The organism is Bacillus sp. FSL E2-0195 (assembly GCF_038003645.1).
Lineage (GTDB): Bacteria > Bacillota > Bacilli > Bacillales > Bacillaceae_G > Bacillus_A > Bacillus_A mycoides.
In genome coordinates this window covers 2247273-2260364 of the sequence record NZ_JBBOPN010000001.1, presented here as the reverse complement: position 1 = coordinate 2260364, position 13092 = coordinate 2247273, and the positions used below count along the sequence as shown (strand labels likewise).

Below are 13092 nucleotides of genomic sequence, written 5' to 3'. Positions count from 1 at the left end.
ATATTAATTATATATACTGGTCGGTTAATTAATCAAGAATGATTAAAAAATTATGTTATAATTATCTCAATAATAAATGTCAGGAGCGAATGTATTTGGATCAAAAACAACGTCCTCTCGGAAGGCCTCGTCAAAATAAAAATACAAAGTCTACAAAAGAAATCATTTTAGAAGTTGCAACTAGGTTATTTCTCACTCAAAGTTATCAAGTTGTTTCAATGGATGAGGTCGCGAAAGAATGTGGAGTTACAAAAGCAACTGTCTACTATTACTACTCAACAAAAGCTGATCTATTTACCGCTACTATGATTCAAATGATGGTGCGCATAAGAGAAAATATGGATCAAATACTCTCTACGAATAAAACTTTGGAAGAAAGATTATTGAACTTTGCTACAGTATACTTACACGCAACGATGGATATTGATATGAATAATTTTATGAAAGATGCAAAACTTTCTTTATCTGAAGAGCAATTAAAGGAATTAAAAAATGCCGAGGATAACATGTATGAAGTGTTGGAAAAAGCGCTAGATAACGCAATTCTCCTTGGAGAAATTCCTAAAGGAAATCCTAAATTTGCTGCCCATGCTTTCGTCGCTTTATTATCAATCGGGAATTTTAAAGATGAGAATCACAATCCTACTCTTGCAAATATAGATGAATTAGCAAAAGAAATCGTTTCGTTTTATTGGAATGGATTAAGTCATCAAAATTAAATTGATTATATTTAATAAAGAGCACATTTGAAATTCCTTCAAACATGCTCTTTATTAATTTAAGGGTTTTATTTATATACTAGCAATTAAATTATACTTTAGCACTGATTAACAAAAAATTCTTATCTATAGCTCTTGAATTTGTGCATTTATATTCCCCTTACTTAATCCACCATGGTAACAAACTACAGAATCAATTTCTAGATTTAAATACTTCTTCAAAGAATTTTGCGCTTCTTTTATATCCAAAGTAGTTGGGGCATGAATTCCACCTAAAATTCCGTTTACGCTATACATTGAATCCCCAGCGATAAGAGTTTTACTTTGTCTCAAATATAAACTAATATGACCAGGAGTGTGCCCTGGGGTATGAATAATAAGAATACCACCGCAATATGGAAGTTCTTGGCCGTCAACCAAAGTATCATCCACTTTTCCTTTCGGAGGATTCTGTACTTGTGCATCCTTCAACAAAGGTAACTCCCCCTCGATATACGGCTTATCTAGATCGTGAGCATAGACTTTTATATTACTTCCACAGTTTTGTAATAGTTCAGGAAGACTACCTATATGATCTATATCTTGATGCGTCAAAATCACGGCTTTTAGTTTATCAAACGATACTCCAACCTTCCCCATCTCTATTCGTATATCTTCAATTTGTCCAGGAAATCCAGTATCTATTAAAACTGCCATTTCATCATCCCATAAAAGAATTGGGTGAATAATATACTCTTGAAATTCAAGATGTAACATCTCTACCCCTTTAGCAATCTCCATAACATTATTCTCCTTTATAACGAAATTTTTGAAATCTAAAAATTGGCCTGATAAACAAGTAATTCTAAATTACAAAGCCCCGCTATCGTTTAATATGTTTCGTCATACCAATCGAAAATCCCTCAAATCCAATTGATTCATAGTAAGATTTTAAATCTTCAACACACATAAGTTGTGGAATAACTCGTTTTTGTTCACAGTGCCGGATTAATCGTTCCACTATTTCCTTTCCAACGCCCATGGACTGATACTCTGGCATTACACATACACCGCAAATAATGCCCGTTATTACACCATCTGATATTACTTGTCCCATCCCAATTAATTGTTGCTCTTTAAAAGCATATATCACATACCAACTTTGTTTACACATTTGCTCTAACTCATTAACCGATAATTCAAGAGAATTCCATCCTAAAGATTCATACATAGTTAATAATTCATTGAAATCTTTAGGGGGTTCAATCGTGTAATTTAAAATAGTTTTCATGTAAATACTCCTTATCATCCTTTTTGTTTTTATTCCATAAAATTTTTGACCGTCGTTAAACTGACTAGAACAATACTTCAATAAAAAAAAATGAAACTCCTTCTCTTTAAACACATAAGGAACTTAATAAGATTGGTACCATATATATTTCTCTATTTAATATTTGTTTAATATTTGTTTAATATATCAACTAATGGTGAGTATAAAATATATACATTTCAACCATCACCAAATACTGAATCTAAATTACAATTATACGAAAAAGAAGGTATCTCATCTTTGTGAGATACCTTCTTTTATATCAATCCATCATTATATTATCAACCAAAAATCATACAGCTACATACGATAAGAACAAACAAAACTAATAAACTATTTGAGAAATAACCCATAGAATACTACCCCTTTATTTCATTATGTAAAAGATTTTACCATAAAATTATTAATAGTATAATGACTGAAAAAGACATTGGCTTCATTAGTTTTTTATGTATAAAGTAATATTTTATAATCTTTCTACTCACCGCTCATAAAAAACTTTAACTTTTCCTCTACTGCATCTCTCACGATTTAAATAACATTGATATTAGTAAATAAACAATTACTAATATCAATGTTATTATTTGATTTTAAGTGATAATAGTAATAAAATAATTACTAAATTGATAAAGGACACGAAAAATAATGACTAATAAAGAATTAATAAACGAATACATGAATTTATTATTAAATATGTCAGGTACTTTCAAATTATTATCAGAGAAATCCACTGAATTTACACATTTAGAGCAACACATAGTTGAGTATATTGCCCAGCAAAAAGTCGCTGTAAATTTAAAAATGATTGCTAGTTATTTAAACATACCTAAACAACAATTAAGTGTAACCGTTCGTAATTTAGAGCAAAACGGATACATTGTAAAAAAACAAGATACAGTAGATAAACGAGCTGTTTTAATTTCCTTAACAGATAAAGCTGAAAAAGTACATTATGAAAGATGGAAACAAATTTATAATAATTTCACTAATAATCTTGAAAAACTCAGTGAAGAAGATCAACGTGATTTAACTTACGGACTGTATAAAACAAATAAAATGCTATCAAAAATGCTAAATAACGACTAATCATATATATATGATATTTTTTTATTATTAAATGGAGGACGTTTCATGGTTAAAGAAATAGATTTACAATCAGTTCAAAGTACTATGCTTATTCCACTATGGGGACGAGCATATGGTAGTGAGAAAAACAAGGATATTTTAGATGATACGGAAGCTATTCGGATTATTAAAGAATGCGACTTTGATTTCTCTAAAATAGCAGATACATTTGGCGAATATGGATGTATCACTTACATTACCCGTGCAAGAAAAATAGACGATACTATTAAACAATTTATTAGAAAACATCCGAATGCTACTATAGTAAATATCGGTTCTGGACTAGACACTACTTTTTCAAGAATTGATAACGGTACCCTACAGTGGTATAACCTTGATTTGCCTGATGCGATCGCTTTCCGCAAAACATTAATTGAAGATACACCACGAAATATAAGCATTGCCAAATCATTTTTTGACACTTCTTGGTTCAACGATATAAAATATGATCCAAAAGACAGTATTCTTTTTATATCAGCAGGTGTGTTTTATTACTTTAAAGAAGAAGAACTGAAGGAGATATTTGTCGCTATGGCAAAACGTTTTCCTGGAGGAGAGTTATATTTTGATGCCGAATCAAAGTTCGCACTGACACTTTCGAATGCTACTGTAAAAAAATCTGGTAATAACGGCGCTATGATGTATTTTTACGTAAATAATCCAAAGACAATAGAAAAGTGGTCTTCTAACATAAAAATATTAAGCTGCTCCCCTTTCTTTAAACATATACCTACAAATAAAGATTGGGATGGAAGTACACGAATTATGATGCGGATTGTAAATTTAATAAAGATGTTGAAGTTCGTTCATATACGGTTTGAAAAATGATAAATCTATAGCTTATATATTAATCATATATAAAAGAAGACCTCGATTTTATTAAATTCATATAATAATCTATAGGATAGTTAGTCCATTATGAGGGCTAACTATCCTTTTTTATTTACATAATGAATGAAATAAGTAAACAATAAATATTTAGTTTAATCAGTATAATAAAGATATATAACTTGAAACGTTCGATTGGTTTTTGGGGGAGGGCATAGCCTCGGTGCGAAGGCAACACTCCGCTTTCGAGGACATGCTTCAGTTATAGTTTGTCACTATTTGAATTATAAATCAGTTATTTTATCTTTATCTGGATTCTTGCCCAAACTAATGACCTCTTCTCCTTTTCAATAGTTTCGAGTTAGGTCCGGGATTTCTAAAGGTCGCGTACGTTCCAAACAATCTCACCGCGCTCGTCCCACGTACTGTGATGCCTCTTAAATCCTATCTTTTCTAGCACCCGGAAGGACGCAACATTCCAAGCGCCTACAGTCGACCAAAGTCTGTGGCGCCCCGTAGCAATCGCAGCGTCCAGCACAACAGATGCTGCCTCAGTCGCATAGCCTTTGCCATGAGCACTGCGGAACAACTCGTATGCGATCTCCGGCTCTTCCAGTGTGGAACGACCGATAATCAAGCCACAGTATCCGATGAAATCACCTTCGTCTCGTCGGCGAATAGTGAGAAGGGAAATGCCATTTTCGCCTGCTCTCTTACGCATCTCTATAAGCATGCTACGAACGGCGTCAAGGTTTGGCATATCCACACCACGTTCGCCAATTAATTTTCTCATCCAGACTGAATCGGATTCCTCCCACATACTCAGATCAAGTCGTTCAGTTTTCAGCTGGAACTCCATAGCTTTAAATAAAGCTGTCATAGTGGAAACCTCCTAGTTATGTCACTGCACTCATAATATAATGTACACCATCTTCCAACATGTACTGAATCACTTATTTTCTCTCCTTATCGCTCATTTACTACCACCTAAATGTATATGTTCTAATTATTAACACCTTTTTCCTTTAAATTCTTTAGGCCCTATCCTCATTTATAGTAATAGCTTTCTTATTCGAAAAAAAATTTTTAAAAATTCCTACCCCTACAATTAATAGACCTATACCAATTAATTTATTTATTTGTATAGGTACTCTCTCCATTCCAAACAATCCAAATGTATCAACACATAATGCAACAACTAATTGAGTAATAAGGCTAATGAGCACCGTATAAGCTGGACCTAAACTCTTTATTGCACCCATTATACAAATAATTAATCCGATACCAAACAATCCACTTATATAAAATAAATAATTTGCAGTATAAAAGTTAACGCTTATACTTTTCTCTGTAATGATATGAAATAAAACAGAACTTATGAGACCTATTCCAAGAACACATGCAGTTGTTAACCACTGTCCTACAATTTCCTTCACTTTCGTATTAAAAACAGATTGTAAGCTAATTAATATTCCAGCTAATATAGCTAAACTAAATCCAATCATAACCCTTCTCTCCCTTTCATTACTCATATATATTATCTTTAGCAACTTCCTTCATTCTAGAAAAATCTTTAATTACAATAACTCCATTATTCTTTTCAATTAATTTTTCACTATAAAATTTTTGTAAAACTCGAATTACATGCCTATAACTTACACCTATAAAATCTGTAATACTTGATACAGAAGTTGAATCTAAATCCTCTTTATACATATTCCCATTACTATCCGTTGAAATCGAAAGTAAATAACTAGCTACACGTACTTCTACCGGATAAAGTAAATTTAGAGCTGTAAAACGAGTCGATATTTTTAACGTGTTCGCAATGTTTTCAAGCAAGAACTTCATAAATATAGGATCATGTAATAACTTATTTCTAATAACTGTATTAGAAATGGAGATTGCTACAACATCTGAACAAGCTTCAACAACATTATGTGCTTTGCTATTTTGTATTAATTCAATATCACCAACAATTGCTAATGGATTGATAAAGCGAAGGATTAGTTTCTTTCCTTCTGGTGTAATCGTGTAAACTTTTACTTTTCCTTTAATAACAAAATATAAACGATGAATTTCATCATCTTTATCGCAAATAAGCTTGCCTTTTTCAAAATGATTTACTTGAAAATTGTCAGTACTTATTCCTGAAAAAATTTCAAGTATATTATAAGCTTTCAAATATTGAATAATTAAGTCTGATTTATTATCCACTTACAGTCCCTTCTTTCCTTACATATTAAACACAAAAATACCTAAAATCATTACTATTGTCCCCACAATATGGTATCTCTCCATTTGTATCTTTTTTATATGAAATAATCCTTTCATTTCAATAACAGTAGCTGTTAATAATTGAGCAACCATAAGTGTTCCAGCTGTTAATGTAACTCCCATTGAATATATCGCCATTGTTTCCGCACAAATAATCAACCCACCAAGTGCGCCAGCTGCTAAATATACTTTTTTTACACCCTTTAAATCCGTTACTTTCTCTTCTTTCTTTAACAAAAATATAGTTGTTGCAATAAGAAACCCAATTAAATGCATCATAATACTCGTCGACCATATACCGATATCTGAACTAAGTTTCGCATTAAACGTACCTTGAAGTGTAATGAATACTCCTCCAAAAACTGAAAGTAAAATACCTTTCAAAAAAATCATCTCCTAATCTTCTATCTATGATTTAATTAAAAGCTACAATACTACAACGACAAAAGGACAAATGTCACATCAATATGAAAATAATTAGTAATGTACACGAAAAAACACATCTCAAAATATGTGAGATGTGTTTAAAAAACTTTATCCGTATATAATATTTTAGTAATTAAAACTATGCTACATTAACAGCTTTATTCTTCAAAACAAACTTTCCAAATAAGAAACGTACAAGAGGTCCCATTATTATTAATTGAAGTGGGTACGCCATAATGAAATTTTTAATGAAAATCGAGAAATAAATTGAAGCGAATGAGTCACCATGTAACCCATTATGTAAATACATCATAGCCATTCCGTAAAATGACATAAAGAATACCATTCCGATTACCATTGTTGTTGCCATCGCAATAATCATGTTTACTTTTTTTGATTTATCAAATGGTAATGCAAATACAATCTTTTTCGCACACGGTCCTACGATACATATTTCAATTAATAGCGCAATAATAAATCCAATTATTAGTTCTAATGCGATCTCCTTAATATGAATTGGCCCTCCTGCTCCATTCATTAATAAATTGTAAAACGTCATAACGATAACCATCCCGAGGCACATCATCATACCAAATTGGAGGTTTTCCTTTCTTGTTGTTGGCAATTTTCATCATCCCTTCTCTTTGAGTCTTTGTCATTATATCGATATTGGAAACTCCTTCGTAAGTGAACATTTTGTGAACATTTTTAAAGCGTTTACGTGCATTTCTTCCACTCTTCACTCCAATCCTCCCACTTTATAACTTTTTACTTACAAAGGTTTTATATATTTTAATGTTGAATTATTACATTTAATATTGAATTATATGATAATTACTACTAGGAGGATAACCATGAATAATGCAGAATTTTACGCATATCACATCGTTACAAGGAAAATAATGAGTATTGGACAAATCATTCACTTTGACAAAAATCAAACTAATACCCTCTATCACTTCTTTTTTGAAAGAGAACAATTAAATTCTAATGATGAAGACTCCATTCAAATTTTAAAAAGGCATTATATCAATGAAGAATTACATATAAATAATGAAAATGCTAAAGTAGTTCTGAATTATATAGATCAAACAATTAGAGCAGTTAGAGAAACGATTGTGGAAATGGTTAGGCTGCAAGAATTTCCTGAATACCCGTCAAGGTTGTCTTGCTTATATGCTGCCAAAAGCTATGAAGATGCTTTGAAATGGAAAGCTTTATTTGATTCTTATAATCGAGATGTTTTACAGATTGTTAAACTACGAGTGATCGGTAGTTCTTTTGAAGGTGACGGAAATCTTTTACCGAAAGAAGATGGTATTCCTTTCGCTCAAAAAATGGAACAAGCTAGAGAGTATTGGAAAGGAAACGTTAGAAATGAACTTCCTGAGTTACTGATTAATGGGAGAATTGAAGTGGTGGAAATTATTGATGATTTTTCATCAATTAAAATTTAATTCCTGGTTAAATATTAAAGAATGGAGATTAAAATGATGAAAAAAGTGTACTTCAATCATGATGGTGGTGTAGATGATTTAATATCACTATTTTTACTACTCCAGATGGAAAATGTAGAACTTACAGGTGTTTCAGTTATTCCTGCAGATTGTTATTTAGAACCAGCAATGTCTGCCAGTCGTAAAATTATAGATCGCTTCGGCAAAAATAATATTGAGGTAGCAGCGTCCAACTCTCGTGGAAAAAACCCATTTCCAAAAGAATGGCGGATGCATGCATTTTATGTAGATGCTTTACCAATTTTAAATGAGTTTGGGAAAGTTGTTACACCTGCATCAAAAAAACCTGCACATCATCATATAATAGAGACTCTTCTACAAACTGATGGAAAAACAACTTTATTATTTACAGGGCCCCTGACTGACCTTGCTCGTGCACTATATGAATCTCCAATAATCGAAGATAAAATTGAACGTCTCGTTTGGATGGGCGGTACATTTCGTACTGCAGGCAATGTACATGAGCCAGAACATGACGGAACAGCCGAGTGGAATTCATTTTGGGATCCCGAAGCAGTAGCTCGTGTTTGGAATGCTAATATAATCATTGATTTAGTAACTCTAGAAAGTACAAACCAGGTTCCGCTAACTATAGACATACGTGAACAGTGGGCAAAAGAGCGTAAGTATATTGGTGTTGATTTCCTTGGTCAATGCTATGCAATGGTTCCCCCTCTCGTTCACTTCTCAACGAACTCTACTTACTATTTGTGGGATGTATTAACCGCTGCCTTTGCTGGGAAAGCTGATCTTGCAAAGGTACAAGCGATTAAAAGTATTGTTCATACATACGGACCTAGTCAAGGACGTACAGTGGCAACTGATGATGGGCGACCTGTAAATGTCGTTTATGATGTAAAACGTGATGTATTCTTTGAATATATTACTGAATTAGCTAAAAAAGCTGCTACTTGAAACCTCAATTTTACGAAAAATAACTTTTAAGATTACAATACATATATTCTGAGAAATCACTCCTAAAAGTTAGAAACCCAAACGAAAAGTATATTAAGAATGATATACTTTAATTAATATAACATGGGGTGATATGATGGATTACGAGTTACTAAAAGAAAGAATAGAAATAATAACTTCTAGAATTAAAGAAATAGGCGGTGAAGTTCAAGAAGTTTGTATAGATGAACCATCTTCTCTTGAAAAGATAATCCAAGTGGAAAAAAAACTTGGTGTTAAATTACCAAATAGTTTCAAAAAAGTACTTTTAGAGTTCTCAGGAAATTTTAGCTTACGCTGGTTTTTACCTGACGATATGGAGCTACCAAATGAATTTCGTGAAATTTTTTGCGGAACACCCCACTGGAGTTTAGAAAGTCTTTCTGAGTTTGAAAAAGAACGAAAAGACTGGATTGACACGGTTTTTCCAAATCCTGAAGATGAATATGATATAGTGTGGCATAATAAATTAGCATTTTGTGAAGTGGGCAATGGGGATTATTTAGCATTTGATATGCAAGATAATATAGATGCTCCGATAATTTACCTAAGTCACGAGGATGGAGAAGGACATGGATATAAGATTGCGAATAATTTCATTGAATTCATTGATAATTGGTCAAGAATAGCTTTTGTAGGATGCGAGGATTGGCAGTGGTTACCGTTCACAACCAGTCTTGAAAGTGGTGTAAACCCAGATGATGAGCCAGCAAAAAAATTTAGAAATTGGTTGGGACTAAATATTTAATTATTAAAAAGAGTATTGAATTAACTTTCAATACTCTTTTTGTACAGTTTAATTATATTCAAATCAGAATAAGCTTCAATCTGGTTTGAGTTAGGTTTTACAGATTAACCATTTCATAACCATTTACAAAGTACGTTATTGTTTCTAGCTCATCTTCATTTAATTCTCTATCTAGTTCTTGTTTATATGCTGCCTTTATCTTCTCTTCATCGCCTTTATGAGTTTCCGTATAAGTTCCTACTGTTTTTAATAAACGAATCTCTCGCAAAAATCCATTTCGATCTATAGCTTCCCCATGTGAAAGAATATAGGTCTCGGCATCAAATTTCTCTAACTCTTGTATCAGTTTAAACGTTCGTTTCGTCGTATAGTTCCACTTAGAAGAAAAAATATCTGCATAAATACAATCTCCTAAAAATAAAATCTTTTCTTCTTTAATATAAATGACAACAGAGTCATGTGAATGGTTCCCGCCCACATGCTCTAACACACATGTCACATCACCAAGGTCTAATTCAAGTTGTTTCTGAAAGGTTAAGGACGGCGGAAGAATTTGAATATTTCTTGGTTTTTCACTGAACTCTTTTTTTATACAGTCCGCACAAAATTCAATTTCTGTACCTTCTTTCACTCGTGTGTCCAATGCCTCATCCGACCACTCATAAGAAACAAGTGTGTTCATCTCTTTTTTTGTTTCAAAATGTGCGATAGACAATGCATTTTGTAATACAGGCAATCCAAAAATATGATCCCAGTGCCAATGCGTTAATGCTACAAAATCAGGATTTGAGATATTTTGCTCTTTTAGCATTTCTAAAAACAATTGTGTATGTGCTTCTGAATTACCTGCATCTATCATCAAAGTCTTTTCTTTTCCAACTACCATTCCTAAGATAGGTCTATCAGTCTCGGAAACAGGTGTCATGTACCAAAATGCGTTTCCTATTTTTTTAATTTGCTGCATAACTATTGCCTCCATTTTATGAGTATGTAACAATTTCCAGCCGAGAAAATTCTTTATTTTGTATTTTGATTACTATTAAATAACAATGTCAGAAATAAAATCATTCTACATTTTTTATTATCTAGTGAAATACAAATACTAATTTTGACAAGGGAATCCTTTCTCAACATTTGTTACTTTTAATCTATTTTACGCTACGAATTTACATTTAAATTATATTACAATTTGTATAAATGAGATACATTTTACAATATCGAAGGAGTGTTGAACCTGGAATGCAAAGGAACCAATCATTCCCTATTTCGGTAATGTGTTAACAGGTAAAAAGTTGATCAATGAATTTAATAAGGAGGGCTACCATGTTATCAGCTGAGTCAACTATCCCCACTGAGATGAAGCGTTTCAGTGGGGGCTTGAGTTAGAACGCTAGGTCTTTTCATCTATCACTAGACAGTTGACGCTCTAGCATTCATGCCACCTCACAGTAACACCCCAAGTATGTTTTTGGTTGGTACTAGAAACGAATAATCGTTTCCCCACTTGCACCACCCTTTCGAAAAAGAGCAGTTCTTCCTTATAGAAGAAGCCACCACTCAGATGAATCCGGCGTGTGCTACAGGCCCCGACAAGTCGAGTACACATGGATGGTTGACACACCCACTAAGCTATGCGCGAAGCAAAAGCCCTACGTTTTTGCACTTTTAATAGAATCGGCGTTTTCACTTTGAGATTGTCATCCAATTGTACAATTTTTGATTTTTCCAATGTATTCAATGCACCATTAATATCAGCATGGATACATGTTCCTGATTTACTTTGATACAGACCACGAGTGATTCGTTTGCCACTAAAGCGATAATGAGTCCTATCCTCCTTAGACCAAACTGGAATCTTATCTTTATCAAGAAAACTAGCTTTTGAAGTATAGCTTTCTTCTTGTTTTAAAAATCGTATACCTTCTTTTATACATTTATTCTCAATCGCTGCAATCAGTTTATGAAATGGGATTTGAACAAATTTTTGATTATTCTTTTTCCCCATATCAGATTTTTGTTTCCAACCAGTGTTATACCCTACGACAACCATATCTATGTTACATGCTTTCACTTTTTTGAACAACAAGCCGACAGTTTGTGAAATGTAACCATTTATTTGTCGTTCCCGTTTATGCCAAAGTGCAGCCATTTTGTTCGTTACAACTCGTTTAGAAAGTCCATTTTCCACATTTTTCAGTTGGAGATTACGTATCATTTTGTTGAAGTACTGGTTAATAGATTTTAGTTTTTTTCCATCAATTAAAAATGCATCACCTGTATTTGTTACGCAACTTAATAATCTATCTACACCTAAATCGCAACTCAAAGCGTTACTAGTAGTCGTGGATGGTTTCTTCATTTGAGAAACGTGCATTTCATATGTGTAATGCACCTCAAAGAACCGACCTTTTTGCTTCGGTACAATCTCAATGTAGGAGATTTTTTTATTTCTTACATTTTTAGGCATACGTATTTTAATGGAACCGAATTTTTTCCTGAATGCAACATTCATTGGAATCATCCAATACCCGTTATCATCCACTTTTGGAACTTGATAGATTTCAATAATTCGTTTGTCAGTTGAACCAGAATAATTCGGAAACTTAGGACGACCTGCGAAGGTTTCAGGTTTTTTCTTCCACTGTTCCAATCCTTTAAAAAAGCTTTTTACTTCTGTAAATAAGGATCTACGAATCGCTTGAACAGAGTTTGATTGAATGCCCCAGTAATTCATATCGGCTTGCATGGCAGTGTCCACTTCTTTTACAGTAGCCATCTTGTTATTATTCAAGTAACTTTGTTTAATTGTGTATAATCCAACATTTCGCAACGCTTTTGAACTATGTGACATGCGTTGCAGTAAGCGAAATTCTTTCGCAGTAAGGCAAGCTCGTCCGATATTCTGTTTCTGTGTGAATCGTTGTATGTTTTCTCTTTTCTTTTGTTTACGTAATACTTTCACTGCTTTCTTTCTAGCCATTGTTTTCACCACCTTTCTCAGAGGGTTTATTAAAATCATTAGTTACTTTTAACAAATCAATACTTGGAACAAAATGTGAACATGGTCTTCATCGTAATTCCTTTTAGCGCAAGTAACCGAATGATTATTATTATCCAATTTCGTTGTCTTACGATATATTCCCTCCTTATCTAAGGGCAGATTATATCGTAAGACAAAAAGAAACAAAT

The 13092-nt window shown here is 32.9% G+C and carries 15 protein-coding genes; 6 read left to right on the top strand and 9 right to left on the bottom strand.

Translation table 11 applies throughout. The features are described from left to right. Positions 1-95: 95 nt before the first annotated feature. Positions 96-719 carry a TetR/AcrR family transcriptional regulator gene (locus MHH59_RS11660; RefSeq protein WP_002127328.1) on the top strand — a complete coding sequence of 208 codons (624 nt, stop codon included), beginning with the start codon at positions 96-98 and terminating at the stop codon, positions 717-719. Positions 720-845: 126 nt separating this feature from the next. Here the strand turns inward: MHH59_RS11660 and MHH59_RS11655 are convergent, their stop codons facing one another. Beyond that, a complete protein-coding gene (locus MHH59_RS11655) occupies positions 846-1499 on the bottom strand; it encodes an MBL fold metallo-hydrolase (RefSeq protein WP_002012823.1) in 654 nt (217 codons plus the stop codon). 82 nt (positions 1500-1581) lie between these two features. After that, positions 1582-1989, bottom strand: coding sequence for a GNAT family N-acetyltransferase (locus tag MHH59_RS11650; RefSeq protein ID WP_050000738.1), 408 nt, complete (start codon positions 1987-1989; stop codon positions 1582-1584). Between the two features lie 684 nt (positions 1990-2673). Here MHH59_RS11650 and MHH59_RS11645 point away from each other — a divergent pair. Next, positions 2674-3114, top strand: a complete 441-nt coding sequence (locus MHH59_RS11645; protein ID WP_078214544.1) for a MarR family winged helix-turn-helix transcriptional regulator — start codon at positions 2674-2676, stop codon at positions 3112-3114. A 45-nt stretch (positions 3115-3159) separates the two neighbouring features. Further along, positions 3160-3981, top strand: a complete 822-nt coding sequence (locus MHH59_RS11640) for a class I SAM-dependent methyltransferase (RefSeq protein WP_002189563.1) — start codon at positions 3160-3162, stop codon at positions 3979-3981. A 376-nt stretch (positions 3982-4357) separates the two neighbouring features. Here MHH59_RS11640 and MHH59_RS11635 read toward each other — a convergent pair whose 3' ends face one another. From MHH59_RS11635 to MHH59_RS11615, 5 genes are all read right to left on the bottom strand, one after another. Beyond that, the gene (locus MHH59_RS11635; RefSeq protein ID WP_050000736.1) at positions 4358-4861 is read right to left on the bottom strand and encodes a GNAT family N-acetyltransferase; all 504 of its coding nucleotides are present in this window, start codon (positions 4859-4861) and stop codon (positions 4358-4360) included. Positions 4862-5015: 154 nt separating this feature from the next. Next, positions 5016-5486, bottom strand: coding sequence for a DMT family transporter (locus MHH59_RS11630; RefSeq protein WP_098632283.1), 471 nt, complete (start codon positions 5484-5486; stop codon positions 5016-5018). 19 nt (positions 5487-5505) lie between these two features. Beyond that, positions 5506-6198 (bottom strand): Crp/Fnr family transcriptional regulator, encoded by a 693-nt coding sequence (locus tag MHH59_RS11625; protein WP_002127320.1) that lies wholly within the window; start codon positions 6196-6198, stop codon positions 5506-5508. Positions 6199-6216: 18 nt separating this feature from the next. Continuing rightward, complete coding sequence (locus tag MHH59_RS11620) at positions 6217-6642, bottom strand: DMT family transporter (protein ID WP_340851231.1); 426 nt, start codon at positions 6640-6642, stop codon at positions 6217-6219. Between the two features lie 181 nt (positions 6643-6823). Further along, a complete protein-coding gene (locus tag MHH59_RS11615; RefSeq protein ID WP_002185892.1) occupies positions 6824-7309 on the bottom strand; it encodes a hypothetical protein in 486 nt (161 codons plus the stop codon). Positions 7310-7538: 229 nt separating this feature from the next. On the opposite strand from MHH59_RS11615, the gene MHH59_RS11610 reads away from it, so the two are divergent. The 3 genes from MHH59_RS11610 to MHH59_RS11600 all read left to right on the top strand — a co-directional run bounded on the left by MHH59_RS11610 (position 7539) and on the right by MHH59_RS11600 (position 9903). Next, a complete protein-coding gene (locus MHH59_RS11610) occupies positions 7539-8141 on the top strand; it encodes a DUF2441 domain-containing protein (protein WP_050000734.1) in 603 nt (200 codons plus the stop codon). Positions 8142-8174: 33 nt separating this feature from the next. After that, entirely contained in the window at positions 8175-9116 is a 942-nt protein-coding gene (locus tag MHH59_RS11605) for a nucleoside hydrolase (protein WP_050000733.1), read from the top strand. A gap of 136 nt (positions 9117-9252) precedes the next feature. After that, on the top strand, positions 9253-9903 hold the full coding sequence (locus tag MHH59_RS11600) for an SMI1/KNR4 family protein (RefSeq protein ID WP_033728062.1): 651 nt from the start codon (positions 9253-9255) through the stop codon (positions 9901-9903). A 97-nt stretch (positions 9904-10000) separates the two neighbouring features. On the opposite strand, the gene MHH59_RS11595 is transcribed toward MHH59_RS11600, so the two are convergent. Further along, positions 10001-10867 (bottom strand): MBL fold metallo-hydrolase, encoded by an 867-nt coding sequence (locus MHH59_RS11595; RefSeq protein ID WP_340851230.1) that lies wholly within the window; start codon positions 10865-10867, stop codon positions 10001-10003. Positions 10868-11527: 660 nt separating this feature from the next. Beyond that, a complete protein-coding gene (locus MHH59_RS11590) occupies positions 11528-12883 on the bottom strand; it encodes an RNA-guided endonuclease TnpB family protein (RefSeq protein ID WP_050000731.1) in 1356 nt (451 codons plus the stop codon). Positions 12884-13092: the final 209 nt, after the last annotated feature.